Annotated in this window: 14 protein-coding genes; 5 read left to right on the top strand and 9 right to left on the bottom strand. The window is 71.5% G+C overall.

Annotation, left to right across the window (positions count from 1 at the left end; all coding sequences use genetic code 11):
- Window positions 1–52 precede the first annotated feature (52 nt).
- Window positions 53–4,660 (top strand): DUF3857 domain-containing protein, encoded by a 4,608-nt coding sequence (locus LPC04_RS25990; protein WP_275685230.1) that lies wholly within the window; start codon window positions 53–55, stop codon window positions 4,658–4,660.
- 24 nt (window positions 4,661–4,684) lie between these two features.
- Here the strand turns inward: LPC04_RS25990 and LPC04_RS25985 are convergent, their stop codons facing one another.
- The 3 genes from LPC04_RS25985 to LPC04_RS25975 are packed head-to-tail and all read right to left on the bottom strand — an operon-like array spanning window position 4,685 to window position 6,630.
- Window positions 4,685–4,984 (bottom strand): cupin domain-containing protein, encoded by a 300-nt coding sequence (locus LPC04_RS25985; protein ID WP_275685229.1) that lies wholly within the window; start codon window positions 4,982–4,984, stop codon window positions 4,685–4,687.
- 12 nt (window positions 4,985–4,996) lie between these two features.
- Window positions 4,997–5,674, bottom strand: coding sequence for a maleylacetoacetate isomerase (gene maiA, locus LPC04_RS25980; protein WP_275685228.1), 678 nt, complete (start codon window positions 5,672–5,674; stop codon window positions 4,997–4,999).
- A gap of 47 nt (window positions 5,675–5,721) precedes the next feature.
- Window positions 5,722–6,630: a LysR family transcriptional regulator gene (locus LPC04_RS25975; RefSeq protein ID WP_275685227.1), complete on the bottom strand. Its 909-nt coding sequence runs from the start codon at window positions 6,628–6,630 to the stop codon at window positions 5,722–5,724.
- Between the two features lie 114 nt (window positions 6,631–6,744).
- Between LPC04_RS25975 and LPC04_RS25970 the strand changes: the two genes are divergently transcribed.
- The 4 genes from LPC04_RS25970 (at window position 6,745) to lnt (ending at window position 12,392) form a co-directional block, all read left to right on the top strand.
- On the top strand, window positions 6,745–7,800 hold the full coding sequence (locus tag LPC04_RS25970; RefSeq protein ID WP_275685226.1) for a YeiH family protein: 1,056 nt from the start codon (window positions 6,745–6,747) through the stop codon (window positions 7,798–7,800).
- A 322-nt stretch (window positions 7,801–8,122) separates the two neighbouring features.
- Complete coding sequence (locus LPC04_RS25965; protein ID WP_275685225.1) at window positions 8,123–9,211, top strand: SGNH/GDSL hydrolase family protein; 1,089 nt, start codon at window positions 8,123–8,125, stop codon at window positions 9,209–9,211.
- 21 nt (window positions 9,212–9,232) lie between these two features.
- On the top strand, window positions 9,233–9,907 hold the full coding sequence (locus LPC04_RS25960; protein WP_275685224.1) for a hypothetical protein: 675 nt from the start codon (window positions 9,233–9,235) through the stop codon (window positions 9,905–9,907).
- 7 nt (window positions 9,908–9,914) lie between these two features.
- Window positions 9,915–12,392, top strand: a complete 2,478-nt coding sequence (gene lnt / locus LPC04_RS25955) for an apolipoprotein N-acyltransferase (protein ID WP_275685223.1) — start codon at window positions 9,915–9,917, stop codon at window positions 12,390–12,392.
- A gap of 26 nt (window positions 12,393–12,418) precedes the next feature.
- Here the strand turns inward: lnt and LPC04_RS25950 are convergent, their stop codons facing one another.
- From LPC04_RS25950 to LPC04_RS25925, 6 genes are read right to left on the bottom strand one after another with little or no spacing between them, the layout of a single operon-like run.
- A complete protein-coding gene (locus LPC04_RS25950; RefSeq protein WP_275685222.1) occupies window positions 12,419–13,489 on the bottom strand; it encodes a protein-glutamate methylesterase/protein-glutamine glutaminase in 1,071 nt (356 codons plus the stop codon).
- On the bottom strand, window positions 13,486–14,013 hold the full coding sequence (locus LPC04_RS25945; RefSeq protein ID WP_275685271.1) for a chemotaxis protein CheD: 528 nt from the start codon (window positions 14,011–14,013) through the stop codon (window positions 13,486–13,488). The genes LPC04_RS25950 and LPC04_RS25945 overlap by 4 nt, the downstream gene beginning before the upstream one ends.
- Window positions 14,014–14,018: 5 nt before the next feature.
- Window positions 14,019–14,825: a CheR family methyltransferase gene (locus tag LPC04_RS25940; RefSeq protein ID WP_275685221.1), complete on the bottom strand. Its 807-nt coding sequence runs from the start codon at window positions 14,823–14,825 to the stop codon at window positions 14,019–14,021.
- A 39-nt stretch (window positions 14,826–14,864) separates the two neighbouring features.
- Window positions 14,865–16,682: a methyl-accepting chemotaxis protein gene (locus tag LPC04_RS25935; RefSeq protein ID WP_275685220.1), complete on the bottom strand. Its 1,818-nt coding sequence runs from the start codon at window positions 16,680–16,682 to the stop codon at window positions 14,865–14,867.
- Between the two features lie 37 nt (window positions 16,683–16,719).
- Window positions 16,720–17,235, bottom strand: coding sequence for a chemotaxis protein CheW (locus LPC04_RS25930; protein WP_275685219.1), 516 nt, complete (start codon window positions 17,233–17,235; stop codon window positions 16,720–16,722).
- A 14-nt stretch (window positions 17,236–17,249) separates the two neighbouring features.
- On the bottom strand, window positions 17,250–18,932 hold the full coding sequence (locus tag LPC04_RS25925; protein ID WP_275685218.1) for a methyl-accepting chemotaxis protein: 1,683 nt from the start codon (window positions 18,930–18,932) through the stop codon (window positions 17,250–17,252).
- Window position 18,933: the final 1 nt, after the last annotated feature.

Below are 18,933 nucleotides of genomic sequence, written 5' to 3'. Positions count from 1 at the left end.
CGGCCGGAAACTCCTGACGCGGCGCGCCGCCGAGTCACTGGACAATGGCGGGATGAAACTTCGTCCCGCCCGACTTCGATCGCTCCACTTCCGCCTGGCCATGTTCGCGATGGCCGCTTTCGCGGCGACGGCCCCGGCCTCGTCCAGCCCCGCCACCGCGACCTCCGGGCAGCGCGCGGCGGCGGATCGCCCTGCCGCGCGGACGGCCGCCGGCGTGCGGTCGGGCGAGGGATGGCGCATCGCGACGCCGCCGGCCTGGGTCGAGCCGCATGCGGCCGGCGCTCCGGGGGCGCCCGGGCCGCTGCCTGCACGCACCGGCTGGCACGCGCTGCTGGTCGACGAGCAGCGGACGATCGATCGCAACGAGGACGCCGGCGACTACCTGATGTTCCGCACGCTGATCACGGACGCGAGCGGGCTGGCCTCCGCGGGGCACGTCGAGGTGTCCTTCGATCCGTCGTACCAGAAGGTGCTGCTGCACGCCTTCGCGGTGTGGCGCGACGGGCGCCGGCTCGACCGCCTGGGCGACGCGCGCATCGAGCTGCTGCGCCGCGAGGCCGGCCTGGAGAGCGGCGAGATCGACGGCCGCAAGACCTTGCTGGTCGTCCTCAACGACGTGCGCGTGGGCGACGTCGTGGAGATCTCGTACACCGTCCTGGGCCAGAACCCGGTGCATGGCCCGTCCCACGACGGCTCGCTGGCCACCGCGTTCGACATGCCGGTCGACCGCCTGGTCGCGTCGGTGACCAGCCGCTCGGCCCGGCGCCTGCACGTGCAGGGCGTGCGCACCGACGCCCTGCCCGCGGTGCAGGACGCCGGCGGCGTGCAGCGCTGGCAGCTGGCGCTGTCCAACGTGGCGGCGATCCAGGCGGAGGACGGCGCGCCGTCCGACTACGCCGTCTATCCGCGCGTGGACTACTCGGACGACGCCGACTGGCACGAGGTCGCCGACTGGGGCACGAGGCTGTTCAAGGTCGACCCGACGCTGGGGCCCGATCTCGAGCACCGCATCGACGCCTGGCGCGCGAGCGGCCTGAAAGGCCAGGCGCTCGTCTCGGCGGCCCTGAGCCTGGTGCAGGACGACGTGCGCTACTTCAGCGCCAGCCTGGGCGAGAACTCGCACCGTCCGAAGGTGCCCGCGCGCACCTGGGCGGACCGCGCGGGCGACTGCAAGGACAAGACAGCCCTGCTGGTCGCGATCCTGCAACGGCTCGGCTTCGACGCGAAGCCGGCGCTGGTCTCGTCCAGTGCGCGCAACTCGCTGCGCGACAGGCTGCCGGGCCACGACGCCTTCGACCATGCGATCGTCCGGCTGCAGCTCGATGGCCGCACCTGGTGGCTGGACGGCACGCTGACGAGCCAGTCCACGCGCCTGGACACCCGCGCGCTCACGCCGGTCGACTGGGCGCTGGTCGTCGCGCCCGAGACGCAGACGCTGGAGGCCGTGACGGCGCCGCCCATCGACGGCGACCTCGTCACCTACGACCATGTCTGGGACACGAGCGACCTGTCCAGGCCCGCGCACCTGCAGCTGACGGTCACGACGCGCGGCGAGGTGGCCGAGGGGTATCGCGCCGCGATCGCGTCGGGCCGCCTGGCCGAACTGGTCGACACCATCACGTCGCACTACCGCACGCGCTTCCAGGACTATCGTGCGCTGGGCGAGCCGGTGGTGCAGGACGATCGCGCCGAGAACCGCCTGAGCGTGCACATCGAGGGCGAGGTGCCGCTGCTGGGCGAACTGCGTGACGGCGCGCTGTCCGTCGAGGTCTTCCCGCTGCGGATCATGGATTCGCTGGTCACGCCCGAGCAGTTGCAGCGCACGATGCCCTGGGCCTACGCGCCGCCGCGGTCGATGCGCGAGCGCATCCGCCTCGTCGTTCCCGAGCCGACTCACCTGGCCGCGCCGCTGCACGGCGAGGTCTCCGACTCGCACTTCGCGCTCGCGCTTTCGTCGTCGGAGTCGGGCCACGAGCGACTCCTCGACTGGCGCTTCCAGCGGCGCGACGACGTCGTGCTGCCGGCCGATGTCGCGCGCTTTCGCGACCGCATCACGAAGGCGCGCAGCGAGAACGACATCGTGCTGAAGGAGCCGCTGTACGACGGCGACCGCCTCGTCGCCCAGACCACCGAAGACGGGAAGCGGATGGACAAGGATCCCCGCATGCTGCGCGACGACGAGGTCAGCCACGTGATCGCGCGCGCCTACGCGAGACGCGTGCGCGACGACCTGGTGCTGGCGGCCAGCGGGGCCACGTCGCCGGTGGGCACCCGCATCCTCGTCGACCGGGCGATGCAGGACACGCTGCTGGGCGAGGACGACCTTGCCCAGGCCGACCTCGCCCGCGTCGCCGCGGACGCGCTCACCGAGCCCGCCGCGCAGTACGCGCGCGGGCTGGTGCTGTTCACGTCCGGCCACTTCGCGGACGCCGAGAAGGCGTTTCGCGCCGGCATCGACGCGGCGGATCCCGAACTGGGCCCGGCGCGGCGCTGGGTGGGCATCGCCGCCGTCTACGACGGCCGCCTGGCCGACGCCGTGCGCAGCTTCAAGGAGGCCGCGCAGGACGAATCGGGCGACGAGCGCGCGATCACGCTGGCGTGGCTGTTCGTGGCCGCGCAGCGGCAGGACAAGCAGGGCGAGGCGGCGGTCGCACCGTTTCTTTCGGGCACGCAGGACAAGGACGCGACGTGGGCCACGCAGTTGCTGACGGCGATCCGCGACATCAACGACTCGATCGCCAAGGGCACGGTTCCCGCCAGCGACTGGGCCGACTGGCCGCCCGCGAAGCGGCTTGTCGAGACCATGAAGAAGGATCCCCGGGCGGCGCGCGAGCGGTCGGCCCAGGCGCTGTTCTTCATTTCCCAGGTCGTCGCCAGCACGGGTGAACGCGGCAGCGCGCTGGCGCTGCTTCGCCTCGAGGCCAAGACCCATTCGACGTCGGTCCCCGAGGACGTCTGCGCCCGCGCCGAACTGCGCAGGGTCGGCGAGAAGGCGCCGTCCGATCTCATGGACTCGGCGCGGCGCGCGGCCGCCGCGGGCGATCGGCGCGGCGCCGTCGAGATCCTGCACCGCGCCGTCGCGGCCGTGCCCGACGACACGGATGCGCTGTTGATGCTGGGCCGCCTCGAGACCGACCAGATCCACTGTGAGGCGCTCGAGCCCCTCACCCGCGCGGCCATCCTGCGGCCGGACGATCCGGTCATCGGCGTCGAATTCGCGCGGACGCTGGCGCCCTGCGGCAATCGGGCCCAGGCCGTGGCGACGCTGGCGCACTGGCTCGCCGATTCGCGCACGCCGCCCGCCGCGCGCGCCAAGGGCCTGGCGCTGCGCTCGATGATGGCGCTCAACGACAACGCGCCTGCGAAACTCGCGAGCGCGGACGACGATGCGCGCGCGGCCGTGCGCGCCGACGCCGGGGTTCCGCTGGCGTGGCAGGCCATGTTCCATGTCCACGTTCAGCAGGGCAAGTTCCAGGAGGCGCTCGAAGACGTGGATCGGATGAAGGCGGCGGGGGCGCCGGCCCAGGACGTGGCGCTGTATCGCGGCGTGGGCCTGGTGCACCTGAAGCGCGATGCCGAGGGCGAGGCCGAACTGACGACGTCGCTCACCGTCGAGCCCGGCAATTTCATCGCGCTGGAATCGCGCACGGAGGAGCGGCTGCGCCGCGACGACGCCGAGGGTGCCGCGCAGGACGCGCTCGCCTTGACCAGGGCGTGGCCCAACGAGCCCGCGTACTGGGAGTCGCTGAGGAAGGCAGAGGTGGCGCGCGACCACGCCGCGCCGGCACGCGACGCGCTCGATCACCAGATCGCGTTGCAACCAGGCCAGGCAGCGCTGTGGGACGAGCGGACCAAGCTGGACATCGCTCTCGGCGACCACAAGACCGCGCTGGACGACTTCGACAAGGAGATCGCGCTCAACGCGTCCGACGCCGGCGCCTGGGTCGAGCGCGCGGTCGAGCTGTGGCGCGTGGATCGCGGCGGCGAGGCGGTCCAATCGTGCCTGAAAGGCCTCGAGCTGTTCGACACCCCGTTGAACCGCTCGGCCTGCGCGGTCGTCGAATGGGAGACGCACGACCATGCACGCGCCGTCAAGGCGCTGGACAGCTTGCCGGCGCGCCGCCAGGAGCTGGAGACGGCCAACCAGGTCTACTGGTTCGGCGAGGTCGGCGAGGCGTTGATGAGCTATGGGCGCGCGAAGGAGGCGATCCCTTTCCTGCGGCGCGCGCTGCAGACCCGCTCGCATTGGAGTCAGGCTTACGGCCAGCTGTTCCTGTACTTCGCGCGCGCCCTGTCCGGCGACGAAGCCGCTGCCCGCCAAGAACTCGTCGCCCGCACGCCGGAACACGTGGAGCCGTGGCCAGGCCACCTGATGGCCTACGCCGCACATCGCCTCGACGACGACGCGCTGCGCAAGCTCGCCGCCGTGGATGCCCCCGGCGACTTCGCAGGCCAGGCCTGCGAGGCCGCCTTCTATATCGGCATGCGGCACTGGGTGGATGGCGACGTCGTCGGCGGCAAGGCATTGCTGGCCCACGCGGCGAACGATTGCCCGCGCACCTTCAACGAAGCGAAGATCGCGCAGGCCTGGCTGGCGGCGGGCCCCGGCGCCGCGCAAGACGCGAGCACCGCGCCCGCACCGGTCGTCGGCTCTCGCTGAGCCTTCGCGACCCGCCCGTCCCGTTCAGCGCGGCGTGCGCCGCGCGACCCAGTACGTCGCGCCCTGCGGTCCGTAGCGCTCCGAGTGCGGCGTGCCGGCGGCCAGCTGGAAGCTGTCGCCCGCCTTGAGGTGCTGCGTGCCGTCGGCGCGGATCAGCCACATCTCGCCGGCGGTGACGATCGCGTCGGCGTCGAACGGATGCGTGTGCTCCTCCACCACCTGGTTCGGCGGCCAGTGGCGCTCGAGCACCTCGTCGGCGCCGCGCAGCAGCGGGTGGGCGCGGAAGGCGTCGTAGGTGGCGCCGCTCAGGGTTGCGTTGTCCATCGTCGAGCTCCGTCAAAGGGCCGGTGCGCCCGCCTGGCGTGCCGGCGCGGCGGCGGCGAACGCCTCCAGCCGCTCGCATTCGACCATGACTCGCTTCGCCGTGGGGATGTCGTCGAAATCCACCTTGAACACGCGCATCACCGCGAAGATGCTGGCCAGGCAGATGTCGGCCATGGTGGGCTGGTCGCCGTGGCAGAAGCGGCCGGTGCCGGGCTCGCTCGCGAGCCGCTGCTCCACGGCGCGCAGGCCGGTGCCGAACCACTGGATCTGCCACGCGCGCCAGGCGTCGGCGTCGAAGCCGGCGTTGGCGGCGAGGTACTTGCGCACGCGCGGCGTGATCAGCGGATGGGTGTCGGCCGCGAGCATCTGCGCGATCGAGCGCACGCGGGCGCGGCCGTGCGCGTCGGCGGGCAGCAGCGGCGGCTGCGGGTACATCTCGTCGATGAATTCGAGGATCGCCAGCGACTGCGTCAGCGGCACGTGGGACTGCCCCGGGGCATGGTCGATCAGCGCCGGGATGCCGCCCAGCGGATTGATGCGGCGGAAGGCCTCGGCGTGCTGCTCGCCGGCGTCGATGTCGACGTTGGTCTCGCGCCGCGGCACGCCCTTCAGGTTGAACGCGACGCGCACGCGGTACGTCGCCGACGTGCGCCAGTAGGCAAAGAGTTCGAAGCGGTCGTCGTCGGTCATGCGTGGCCTCCCGGTGCTGCGGCGCCGCCGACGATACATCGACCGCGTCAACCCTGCTGGCAGAAGTCGATGAAGGCCGCGAGGCTTCGCGAGAACTGCTTGCGCCGATGGTGGACCAGCCAGAGTCGGCGCACGAGCCGCGGCAGCGTCGTGTCGACGCGCACGAGCCGGCCGAGCGCGACCAGGTCCTGCACCGCGAACAGCGACAGGCAGGTGAAGCCCAGCCCCTCGACCGCCGCCTGCTTGATCGCCTCGGTGCCGCCGAAATGCAGGCCCTCGCGCAGTTGGTGCAGGTGCGGCTGCAGCGCCTGCTCGACGGCCTCGCGCGTGCCCGAGCCCGGCTCGCGCAGCAGCCAGGCGGCCTGGCGCAGCGTCGCGACGTTGAGGCGCCGGCGCGGATCGCCGCCCAGCAGCGGGTGCGACGGCGCGCACACGATGGCGAGCTCCTCCTCGCGCCAGGCCTGCACGACGACGTCGGGCTCGTGGCTGGGGCCCTCGATCAGGCCGATGTCGACCTCCATGCGCGCGACCGCCGCGGCGACGGCGCCGGTGTTGGCGATCCGCACGTCGACATGCGCCGCCGGCCGCGCCCGCTGCCAGTTGGCGACCAGCGTCGGCAGCAGGTAGTTGCCGATGGTGGTGCTGGCGCCCACGCGCAGCAGCGACGGCGGCGCGGCGTGCGCCCCGGCCGTCGCGCCCAGCCCGAAGTCGCGCTCGATGCCGGCCGCGCCATCGAGCACCGCGCGCGCCTGCGGCAGCAGGCCGCGGCCGGTGTCGTTGAGCACCAGCCGCGTGCCGACGCGGTCGAACAGCCGCGCCGCCAGCACTGCTTCCAGCTCGTTGAGCGCGGCGCTGGTGGCCGACTGCGACAGCGCCACCCGGTCCGCCGCCGCCGCGGTGCTGCCGGCATCGGCCACGGCCGCGAAGATGGCGAGTTGGCGCAAGGTGATCCGCATGATTTCGACTCTACCTGTTTTTCAGGTTGATTCAACGAAATCAATTCGTTTTACGGATTGACTGCCAAAGCTCACAGTCCGGGTCATCGCAACGCTCGCCACAAGCAGCCCGCCATGACCACCGCCACCCGCTCGTTCGCCCCGCCCGCCGCACTCCGCTTCGCGCCGGGTCTCGCCCTCGCCGCCGCCGTGGCCGCCGCCGCGACCGCCGCGGCCCGCCTCGGCTGGCTGCAGGCCAACGGCATCTCCGCGCTGACGCTGGCCATCGTGATCGGCGTCGTCGCCGGCAACCTGCTGCCCGCGGCGCCGCTGGCCGCCTCCGCCGACGGCCTGAACCTCGCCAAGCAATGGCTGCTGCGCGGCGGCATCGCGCTGTACGGACTGCGGCTGACGTTCCAGGACATCGGCCATGTCGGCCTCGCGGGCGTCGCGATCGACGCGGCCGTGCTGTCCAGCACCTTCGCGCTGGCCTGCGTGCTGGGCACGCGCGTGTTCGGCCTGGATCGCACCACCGCCATCCTGATCGGCGCCGGCAGCTCGATCTGCGGCGCGGCCGCGGCGATGGCCACGGCGCCGGTGGTTCGCGGCAAGCCGGAGCAGGTGGCCGTGGCCGTCGCGACCGTGGTCGGCTTCGGCACCGTCGCGATCTTTCTCTACCCGGCCCTGTTCCACCTGATCGCGCTCGTGCACCCGCTGTCCGCCGCGCAATACGGCCTGTGGGCGGGCTCGACGATCCACGAGGTCGCGCAGGTCGTCGCCGCCGGCCATGCCGTGGGCGACGCCGCGGCCGACACCGCCGTCATCGCCAAGCTGGTGCGCGTGATGATGCTGGCGCCGTTCCTCGTCGCGCTGTCGGCGTGGCTCGCGCGCACGGGCGCGCGTCACGCGGCGCGCGCGCGCGCGCCGATCACCATTCCGTGGTTCGCGCTCGGCTTCGTCGCGGCGGCCGGACTGCGCTCGCTGGACGTGCTGCCCGCCGCCGCCATCGCCGTTGCCAACACGATCGACATCGCCGTGCTCGCGATCGCGATGGCGGCCCTGGGGCTGACGACGCGCCTGTCGGCGATGAAGGCGGCCGGCCTTGCGCCGCTGGGGCTGGGCGCGACGCTGTTCGCGTGGCTGGTCGTGGGCGGCGGCGCGATCAACTGGGCCGTCCAGGCCCTGGGCTGACGCGTCTGCATGCGCGCGTCGACCGGACAGTCGCCGGGGCAGCGCCCGCACCGACGCGCCGGGGCGCCCCGGCGAGCCATTTCCGGATATACCCACCACCGTATGTGACAGCGTCAGACTGGTGGGGATTTGCAAGTCGCATGACCGCGCGAGCCAACTGCTTGTCCCCGCGTTCCGGCAGGGTCGCGCGTCCAGGGTTCCCCCTCGTTTGTCGGGCGGAGCGTGTGTCTAGTCTCGCGTCACGCCGACTCCGCGCTCCCCATCCACACGCGGGCTCGGGCGCTCTGTTCTTGCCGAATCACACAACAAACCGGAGAACCAGATGACCCCAAGCGTTCCCTCCCTCGCGCGCCGGCTGCTGCCGGCCCTCCTGCTGCTGGGCATGGCCGCCCAGGCCGGCGCCAACACGCTCACGCAGAACGTGTCGTGGACGATCGACCGCCCCGGCACGTCCACCAAGTACCGCCTCGTGGCCTACGGCGACTCGATCTACGCCGGCTACGACACGGGCATCACCACCGCCGCGAAGTACGCCGCGCCGACGGTCGACGCCGAGTACCTGTCCGCGCTGTGGAACGCCGACATCGAGAGCGTGCGGCGCGCCAAGTCGGGCGCGGTCGCCTCCGACGTCTACAACAACAAGATCGTGGCCGAGAAGTCCTACATGCAGGACAGCTCCACCCGCGTCGTCACCTTCGAGATGTGCGGCAACGACGGCCTGCAGGCGCGCACGGCCTTCAAGGGCCAGAGCGGCACCTGCGACTACTCGGGCATGGACAACGCGGTCAACACCTGCAAGCAGTACGTGGCCGCCGCGATGGACTTCATCAACGCCAACGCGTACGCGGGCGTAAAGGTCAAGGTGATCTCCAACCTGCACTATCCGGGCTATGCGGCGGACAACGTTCAGAGCTCGTGCAAGGACGCCACCACCAAGGCCACGGTCAACCTGCAGAACACCTTCCTGCCGCGCCTGGCCAAGATGAACTACTGGATGTGCGAATACGCGCGCGAGAAGGGCTTCCAGTGCGCGGACAACTTCGCGCAGTTCATGGGCGCCGACTACGACAGCAACGGCGACGGCATCGTCGACTCCGTCGGCCTGCGCTGGGTGTCCGGCGAGAGCGAGACGAGCTACGTGACGCGCACGGCCACCACGCTGCGCTCGACGATCCGCGACGCCAACACGCACTTCGTCTCGGCCAGCACGAGCTACGACTACATCCAGTCCGACGACACGCATCCGACCTACACCGGCGGCACCGTCACGGCCGGCCTGTTCGGTGGCACGACGGGCTCCGGCGCGCCGCGCTACACGTCGTTCACGGGCGGCAAGAGCCCGATCTGGAACCAGTACGGCCACGAGCGCATGGGCTGGAACGTGTCGACGTCCAACTCCACGGCGCCCTGACGCGCCGCCCGGGGCCGACGCGTGGCCAAGCCGCCTCGCCATGAGCCGACGCGCGATCGCTGGGGCCCGGCCGTCGGGTTCCTGGCAATCGCGTTCGCGCTCGTGGCCGGCGCGCTCGCGGGCGGGTGGTCGTCGCTGGTGTCCGCGACCACCGAGGGCGACGCCGCCTCCGCGCCGGCCGCGTCCGCGTCCGCACCGCTGCTGCAGGTCGCCGCGGCCGGTGTCCCCGCGCCCGCGCGCGTGACGCCCGCGAGCGCGCCCGCATCGTCCGCTGCGGCGACGTCCCCGCAGATCCCGCGCCATCGCGACCCCGACGGCGACCAGACGCCCGACATCGCCGACTACATCAACGCCGGCGAGAAGCCGACGATGAACGAGGTCATCGAGCGACTGCACCAGGCCGGCGTCCACACGGGTCTCGGCGCCTTCAACCCGCCCGGCACCAAGCCGCCGCTGATCGGCCTGGCCGTGCCCGAGGACTTCCCGCTGCCGCCCGGCTACGTGCGCCACTACCAGGCCACCGACGACGGCCAGCGCATCGAGCCGATCCTGATGTTCGCGCCCGACTACCAGGCGACGACGCCCGACGGCCAGCCGGTGGCGATGCCCAGGGATCGCGTCGTGCCGCCGGAGCTGGCGCCGCCGGGGTTGCCGATCCGCCGCATCGTCGTGCCACCGCCCAATGGCGCTCTTTGAGATCACGATGAACAGACTCGCCGCATTCCTGGCGTCGCGGCCGCGCACGCGCGAAGTCGCCGGCATCGTCGCCAGCGCGCTGCTGTCGTTCCTTTACGCACGCGGCGGCCTCGCCTGGTCGCTCGGCTTCGTCGCACTGGTGCCGTGGTTGCTGTCGCTGGACGAGCGCGGCTCGTTCGCGCGCACGCTGCTGGCCGCGTGGGCGATGGCGGTCGCGTTCACGCTGGCCGTGTTCGCCTGGTTCGGCAGCGCGATCGGCGCGTTCACGCAGCTCGGCGACGCGGCCGGCCTGGCGATCCTGATCGTCGCCGCGCCGCTGCTGCAGCCGCAGTTCCTCGCCTTCGCGCTGACGCGCCAGCTCGCCGGCCGCCACGCCGGCCCGGCCCTGCGCGCGCTCGTCGCCGCATCGGCCTGGGTCGCCACCGAGTGGCTGGTGCCGCGGCTGCTGGGCGACACGCTCGGCGACGGCCTCTACCCCTCGCGCACCCTGCGCCAGGCCGCGGACGTCGTCGGCACCACCGGCCTGACCTTCGCGCTGCTGCTCGCCAACGAGGGAGTCGCGGCAGCGATCGAACGCCGCCGCGACGGCCTGCGCGCCGTCGCCTGGCCGCTGGCGTCGACCGCTGCGATCGCGCTGCTGCTCGCCGGCTACGGCGCCGCGACGCTGTCGTCGACGACGGCCTCCACCGACAAGCCGCTGCGCGTGGCGCTGGTGCAGTCCGACATCGTCGACTACGAACGCCTGCGCCAGGAGCACGGTGCGGCGGAGGTCGTGCGCGAGGTGCTGGACACGCATTTCGCCATGTCGTACGACGCCGTCGAGCGCCAGCATGCCGACGCCGTGCTGTGGTCGGAGACCGTCTACCCGACGACCTTCGGCCATCCCAGGAGCGAGGCCGGCGCCGAGCTCGATCGCGCGATCCAGTCCATCGTCGACGCCGCGCGCGTGCCCTTCGTGTTCGGCACCTACGACATCGACGCCGCCGGCGAATACAACGCCGCCGCCTTCGTCGAGCCCGGCAAGGGCCTGCTCGGCTTCTACCGCAAGACCCGCCTGTTCCCGCTGACCGAGGCCGTGCCCGCGTGGCTGGACGGCCCGGTGCTGCGGCGCTGGCTGCCCTGGGCCGGCACGTGGAAGCCGGGCAACGGCGCGCGCGTCTTCCCGCTGCGGCTGGCCGACGGCCGCGAGATCCCGGTGCTGCCGCTGATCTGCCGCGACGATGTCGACTCGCAGCTGGCGATCGACGGCGCGCGGCTCGGTGCGCGCGCCATCCTCACGATGTCCAACGACGCCTGGTTCACCGAGCATCCGCAAGGCGCGGCGCTGCACCAGGCGGTGGCCGCGTTCCGCAGCATCGAGACGCGCCTGCCGCAGTTCCGCGTCACCACCAACGGCTACAGCGCGGCGATCGATCCGAGCGGCGACATCGTCGCGGGCGCGCGCATGGGCGAACGCACGCTGGTGGTCGGCGACCTGCCGGTGCACGCGCCGCCGCGCACGTTGATGGTGGCCTGGGGCGACTGGGTCGGACGCGCCGCCGCCGCGTTCCTCGCGCTGCTGGCGGCGCTGGCGGCGCTGCGCCGCTGGGGCGGGATCGATGCGGGCGAGACGACGCCAGCGCTGGACGCCGCCAGCTGGCCGGTCGAGGTCTCGGTGCTGCCGCGCGCGGCCCGCGTGGCCGCCGGCGCGCTGCGCGCGTTCGCGCGCGCGGGGCTCATGTGGATGATCGCCGCGGTGCTGCTGCTCGACGCGAGGCTGCAGTCGAACACGCTGGCGCAGATCCGGATGTTCGTCGGCCTGTTCCTGCTGCCCGAGGCCGCGGCGTGGTGCGTGCTGCGCGCGTTCGCGGCGCGCGCGTCCGTCGTCGACGGCGTGCTGGTGCTGGCGAGCGGGGCGCGGCGCCTGGAGCTGCCGCTGGGCGACATCGCGTCCACGCGACCGTGGCGCCTGCCCGTGCCGGGGCCGGGCCTGTCGGTGCAACTGACCTCGGGCCGACGCTGGCGCCACGGCCTCGCGCTCGCGCGCCCGGACGCCCTCGCCCGCGCCCTCGCGCCCTTGCGCGACGCGTCCGCGCGCGCGGAGGCGCCGTCGACCGCTGCACGCTACGCGCACGCCGCCCAGGCCTCGCACCGCAGCCGCCTCGGCAACCCGCTGCTCAAGTTCGGCGCCCTGCCGCTGCTGCTGGCGATCCCCGCGTTCCGCCTGCACCAGAACATCGCCTACGGCGGCACGTTCGGCGAATACCTCACGTTCGGCTGGCAGGCCTACGTGACGACGTTCGTGCTGTGGTGGGCCGCCTGGACGGTCGCCGTGGTGCTGTGCGCGACGGCGGTGCGCGCGGCGATCGAGGCGGGCACGCTGGCCGGCGTGCTGTTCGCGCCGGCGCGAGCGATCGGCGCGCGGCTCGCGCTGGAACGGCTGGGGCTGGCGGCGCTCTACGTGGGCTTGCCGGCGTGGCTGATGGCGCGCATGGTCGCGGCCTGACTCGCCGGGGCGGCCGAAGCCGCGCACTACTGCTTCATGATCTCCGCGGCGATGCCCTGCAGCGGCACCGTGCGCTCGACGCCGCCGCGCTTGATGGCCTCCTTGGGCATGCCGAAGACGACGCAGCTCTCCTCGTCCTGCGCCAGCGTGCGCGCCCCCGCGGCGCGCATCTCGGCGAGCCCGGCGGCGCCGTCGTCGCCCATGCCGGTCATGATGACGCCCAGCGCGTTGACGCCCGCACTCTTGGCGACCGAGCGGAACAGCACGTCGACCGAGGGGCGGTGGCGGTTGACCACCGGCCCGTCGACCACGTCGACGACGTATTGCGCGCCGCTGCGCTTGAGCAGCAGGTGCTTGCCGCCCGGCGCGATCAGCGCGCGGCCCGGCACCACGCGGTCGTTGTGCCGCGCCTCCCTGACCTCGATGCGGCAGAGCCCGTCGAGCCGCGTCGCGAAGGCCGCGGTGAACTTCTCGGGCATGTGCTGCACGATCACGATGCCCGGGCAGACGCGCGGCAGCGCGGACAACACTTCCTCGAGCGCCTGCGTCCCGCCCGTCGACGTGCCCAGCGCGATGACGCGCTCGGTCGTCTGCGTCATGGCGCGCGGGCCGGCCGGCGCGAGGATGACGTCGGCCGTGTTCTTCGGCGCGACGGGCTGCACGGCGGCGTCCGCGCGCGGCGCGAGGCGCCGCACGTTGGCGCGCGCCGCGGCACGCACGGTCGCCACCAGTTCGTCGCCGGCCTCGGCGAGGAACTGCTTGAGCCCGAGCCTCGGCTTGGTCACGATGGCGACCGCGCCGGCCGCCAGCGCCTCCAGCGTCGTCCTGGCGCCCTTCTCGGTGAGCGTGGAGCAGATCACGACCGGCGTCGGACGCTCGGCCATGATCTTGCGCAGGAAGGTGATGCCGTCCATCCGCGGCATCTCGACATCGAGCACGATGACGTCGGGCCACGCCTGGCGCAGGCGTTCGATCGCCAGCAGCGGGTCGGCGACGGCCGCGAGCACCTCGATGCCGGGGGCGGCGCCGAGCAGTCCCGCGACGACCTGGCGCACGACGGCCGAGTCGTCGACCACCATCACCTTGATGGCGCTCACAGCATGAGCCCCGTGATGGCGTCGTTGGGCGGCAGCTGGCGCGACCAGACGTCGCCGGTGGCGATGTCGAAGGCGATCTGGCGATGGCCGTCGCCGAACAGGCTCTCGGAGACGACCTCGATGCCGTGCGCCTTCAGCAGCCTGCGCGCGGCCTCGCCGTTGCGGCGGCCGACGGGCACGCCGGCACCTCGTTGGGCGGGGAACATGTTGCCGCCGCCGAAGATCTTGGCGTTGCACGCCGACGCGCGGACGTTGCGGCGCTCCAATTCGTGCAGCATGAGGTGCAGGGCCTCGTCGGCATAGCGTGCGTCCAGCCCGCGCAGGTCGAGGCCGCGCACCTCGGCCACGCCCACGCGCCCGCGCGAGGGCAGCAAGCAGTGCGACATCGCCCCCACCTGCAGGCCGGGGCACCACAGCGCGATCGAGATGCAGGATCCGAGCACGGTCCGGATACGGCATGACGTATCGCCCACCGCATACTCGCCCGGCTTCAGGAAGACCTCGGTGAGGATGCCGCTCGCCATCGCCGTCACGGCTTGCAGTAGATCGACGGCGCGAGCTGCTCGACGGCGGTGCTGATGTCGTTCAGGCTCTCGGAGTGGCCGATGAACAGGTGGCCGCCCGGCTTGAGCAGCGACAGCACGCGCGCGACGACCTGGCGCTTGGTGTCGCCGTTGAAGTAGATCATCACGTTGCGCAGGAAGACGACGTCGAAGGTGCCGAGCCGCGGCAGCTCGGTGTTGAGGTTGACCTGCGCGAAGCTCACGCGGCTGCGCAGCCGGCGCTCCACCAGCAGCGTGCCGTCCTGCTCGCCCTGCCCGCGCAGGCAATAGCGCTTGAGGTACGCGGGCGGGATGTTGCGAGCGCGTTCGAGCGGGTAGTGGCCCGTTCGCGCGCGGCGCAGAACGCGCGTGCTGATGTCGGAGCCGACGACGTCCCACGCCGTCTGCGACGCGTCCAGGCAGTCGGCCAGCACCATCGCGATGCTGTAGCACTCCTCGCCGCTCGAGCTCGCGGCGCTCCAGACGCGGAACGGCTGCGGCCGTCCGCGCGCCTGCGTCGCGAGCGTGCGCAGCAGCTCGAAATGCTTGGGCTCTCGAAAGAAGTAGGTCTCGTTGGTCGTGAGCAGGTCCACCGCGGTCTGCACCTCGGCGTCCTCGCGACCGCTCGAGAGCAGCTCGAAGTAGGCGCCAAAGCTGTCGAGGCGGTGCGCCTGCAGCCGCTTGGACAGGCGCCCGCAGACCAGCGCCTTCTTCGCCGGCGACAGCGTGATGCCGGCGGCGTCGTAGATGAAGCGCTGGAAGCGGGAGAACTCGGTGTCGGTGATCGTGTTCATGGGGATAGCCGCGGCAGGCGCGCAGTCACGTCCGTCCGGTCAGAAGCGCGCGAAGTCGGCTTCGTCGACGTCCGCGCCGTCGTTCGCGACCGCCTTGGGCAGGCGCACGGACGAGGATGCGGCGAACCGCGCCGGCGCCGGCTTGCCGCGCGTCGAGGACTTGCGCGCCGTCGCGATCGTGGCGCTGGCCGCGCGCACGTGCGCGACGCCGGTCACGCCCGCGAGCTTGAAGAAGGACATCGTCTGCTGCAGCTGCTCGGCCTGCGAGCTCATCTCCTCGGCCGTCGCGGCAAGTTCCTCCGAGCTCGACGCGTTCTGCTGCGTCGTCTGGCTCAGCTGCACGATGGCCGCGTTGATCTGGCCCACGCCCGAGGACTGCTCCTCCGACGCCGCCGTGATCTCCTGCACCAGGTCCGACGTCTTGCGGATGTTGGGCACGATCGTGTCGAGCAGGTGGCCCGCCTTCTCGGCGAGTTCGACGCTGGAGCTCGCGACGTTGGCGATCTCCTCGGCCGCCACCTGGCTGCGTTCGGCCAGCTTGCGCACTTCCGCGGCCACCACCGCAAAGCCCTTGCCGTGCTCGCCCGCGCGCGCCGCCTCGATGGCCGCGTTCAGCGCCAGCAGGTTGGTCTGGTAGGCGATGTCGTCGATGATGCCGATCTTCTGCGCGATCTGCTTCATCGCCACCACCGTGGCCTTGACCGCCTCGCCGCCTTCGCTGGCCTCGCTGGCGGCCTTGGTGGCCATGCCGTCGGTGACCTTGGCGTTCTCGGTGTTCTGCGAGATCGAGGCCGTCATCTGTTCCATCGACGCGCTCGTCTCCTCGACGCCCGCCGCCTGCTCGCTGGCGGCCTGCGACAGCGACTGCGCCGTCGCGCTCACCTCTTCAGACGCGCCCGCCAGCGCCTCCGCGCCGCCGTTGACCTCGGTCACGACCTGCGAGAGCTTGTCGACGGTCTCGTTGACGTAGTCCTTCATCTCGGCGAACGAGCCGGTGTAGGACTTGGTGATCGTCTGCGTCAGGTCGCCCGAGGCCATCGCGCCCATCACGCGCACGACGTCGTTGACGCTGTCGCCGGCCGACTGCACCATCTGGCGCGTCGTGTAGAGCAGGCTGCTGGTGTCGTTGGCGCGCACGGCGACGTCGACGGTGAAGTCGCCGGTCGCGACCTTGCGCATGACATCCGCCGCATAGGCCGGCTCGCCGCCCAGCACGTTGATCAGGTTGCGCGTGATGAGCAGGCCGATGCCTGCGGCCAGCAGCGTGGCGATCACCGACAGCGCGATCACGACGGTTCGCGTCTCGCCGTAGACCGCGGTTGCCTCGACGCGCGACTGTTCCATCTGCTCGCTCTGGAACTTGACGAGTTCGCGCAGCGCCTGCTCCTGCGCGGTGTTCGCCGGAATGACCTGCACGCGCAGGAATTCCGCGGCCTTGGCCTTGTCGGACTTCACGAGCGCGTAGAACGGCTCGTAGAGCTGGCCGAGCGCGGCGCGCTTGTCGGCGATGTCCTTGACGATCGCGCGGCCCCGGTCGCTGTGCAGCTCGGCCTCGAGCTTGCTCAGGCTCTCGTTGTTGCTGGCGCGATTGGCGGTGATCTTCTGCTTGTACTGGTCGGCCTCGGCATCGCCGGCTGCGAGCACCATCGAGCGCATCTGGCGCCCGTTGTCGATCGTGTGCTGGAGGATGTCGTTGGCGAGCACGACCTTGGGATAGCGGTCCTCCATGATGACCGTGGTCGCCGCGTTGATGCTGGACAGCCGCAGCACGCTGGTGACGGAGATGACGAGCAGCAGCACGACGACCGTGCCGAAGCCGAGCGCCAGCCGGGTGCCGACCTTGAGATTGCCGAACATGGGAATTCCTTGGTTCTTGAAAATCGGAGACCTGGGGTCAGGCGGCGATGGGTTCCGCGGCAGCTTCGACGAAGCCGGCGATCTCGTCGATGGACAGCGCGCGGTCGACGTCGAGCAGCAGCACGAACTTGCCGCGCACCTTGCCGACGCCGTGGATGAAGTCGCTGCGCAGGCGCGCGCCGAAGGCCGGCGGCGGCTCGATGTCGACGCTGGCGATGTCCAGCACCTCGTTGACCGCGTCGACGAGCAGGCCCATCACCTGGCGCTCGTCCGCGCCGCACGCGGCCTCGACGATGACGACGCAGGTGCGCTTGGTCACCGCGCTGGACGGGCGGCCGAAGCGCGCGAGCAGGTCGACGACCGGCACGACGGCGCCGCGCAGGTTGATCACGCCGCGCACGCACGGCGGCATCATCGGGACTTCGGTGACGCCCTGGTACTCGATGATCTCCTTGATGCCCAGGATGCCGATGGCGAACTGCTCCTGCGCGAGCATGAAGGTCAGGTATTGCGCGGGCTCGGTCTCGACCGCGCGGGAAGCGTTGGCGTTCATGGCTGGCTGCTCCTTCAGAAGCGGGCGAAGTGGGATTCGTCGACATCCGCGCCCTCGCTCGCGGCGGCGGCCGGGCGAGCAGACGCGGCGGCGGCGAACCGCGACGGCGCCGGCTTGCCGCGCGCCGCGGACTTGCGCGCCGTCGCGATCGTGGCGCTGGCCGCGCGCACGTGCGCGACGCCGGCCACGCCCGCGAGCTTGAAGAACGACATCGTCTGCTGCAGCTGCTCGGCCTGCGAGCTCATCTCCTCGGCCGTCGCGGCAAGTTCCTCCGAGCTCGACGCGTTCTGCTGCGTCGTCTGGCTCAGCTGCACGATGGCCGCGTTGATCTGGCCCACGCCCGAGGACTGCTCCTCCGACGCCGCCGTGATCTCCTGCACCAGGTCCGACGTCTTGCGGATGTTGGGCACGATCGTGTCGAGCAGGTGGCCCGCCTTCTCGGCCAGTTCGACGCTGGAGCTCGCGACGTTGGCGATCTCCTCGGCCGCCACCTGGCTGCGCTCGGCCAGCTTGCGCACTTCCGCGGCCACCACCGCGAAGCCCTTGCCGTGCTCGCCCGCGCGAGCCGCCTCGATGGCCGCGTTCAGCGCCAGCAGGTTGGTCTGGTAGGCGATGTCGTCGATGATGCCGATCTTCTGCGCGATCTGCTTCATCGCCACGACCGTGGCCTTGACCGCCTCGCCGCCTTCGCTGGCCTCGCTGGCGGCCTTGGTGGCCATGCCGTCGGTGACCTTGGCGTTCTCGGTGTTCTGCGAGATCGACGCCGTCATCTGCTCCATCGACGCGCTCGTCTCCTCGACGCCCGCGGCCTGCTCGCTGGCGGCCTGCGAAAGCGACTGCGCCGTCGCGCTCACCTCTTCCGACGCGCCCGCCAGCGCCTCCGCGCCACCGTTGACCTCGGTCACGACCAGGGACAGCTTGTCGACCATCTTGTGCATCGCGAACAGCACGCTGGAGTCGTCGTTGGCACGGGTCTGGATCGACATCGTCAGGTCGCCGTCCGAGACGCGATTCGCGATCTCGGCGACGAACGCCGGCTCGCCGCCGAGCTGCCTGATCAACGACCGCGTGATGAGGAACGCCAGGCCAAGCGCCAGCAGGCTGCAGCCCGCCAGCGCCCCGATCGTCCAGCGACGCGCGTTGGCGTACACCACGCCCGCCTCGGCCGAGGCCTTGGTGCCGCCTTCGACGTTGAATTCCGAGAGCTTGTTGAGGGAGACGCGCAGGTCATCGTAGCGCTGCCTCAGCTCGCCATTGATCGCCGCCTCCGCGTCGGCCTGCTTGTGGTCGCTCGCGAGTTCGATCTCCTTGGTCTGCAGGCGCAGGAACTCGTCGCGGCGAGACGCGTAGGCATCGTAGAGCTGCTTCTCGTCAGGCGACGAGATCAGCTTCGCATAGGCGTCGTCAAACTGCTTGAGCGCGGCCACCTTGCCATCCATGTCCTTCAGCGCGGGCGCGAGTTCGGCCGGATCCTTCGCCAACGCGATGCGGTACTCGTACACCCGCTGGTGATTGACGTTGGCCTTGATCTCGATCAGGTTGCGAACGCTGGGAAGCCAGTTCGTGGCCAGGTCGACGGTCGACCCGTTGACGGTCGCCAGCTGCGTGACGGCGTAGAGGCCAAGAGCCAGCATCAGGGCCAGCACGATGAGGAACGAGCCGAACAGCTTCGTCCCGAGCTTGAGGTTTGCGAACATG

This window comes from Scleromatobacter humisilvae, from assembly GCF_023231945.1.
GTDB lineage: Bacteria > Pseudomonadota > Gammaproteobacteria > Burkholderiales > Burkholderiaceae_C > Scleromatobacter > Scleromatobacter humisilvae.
This window is presented reverse-complemented; position numbering and strand designations above follow the sequence as displayed.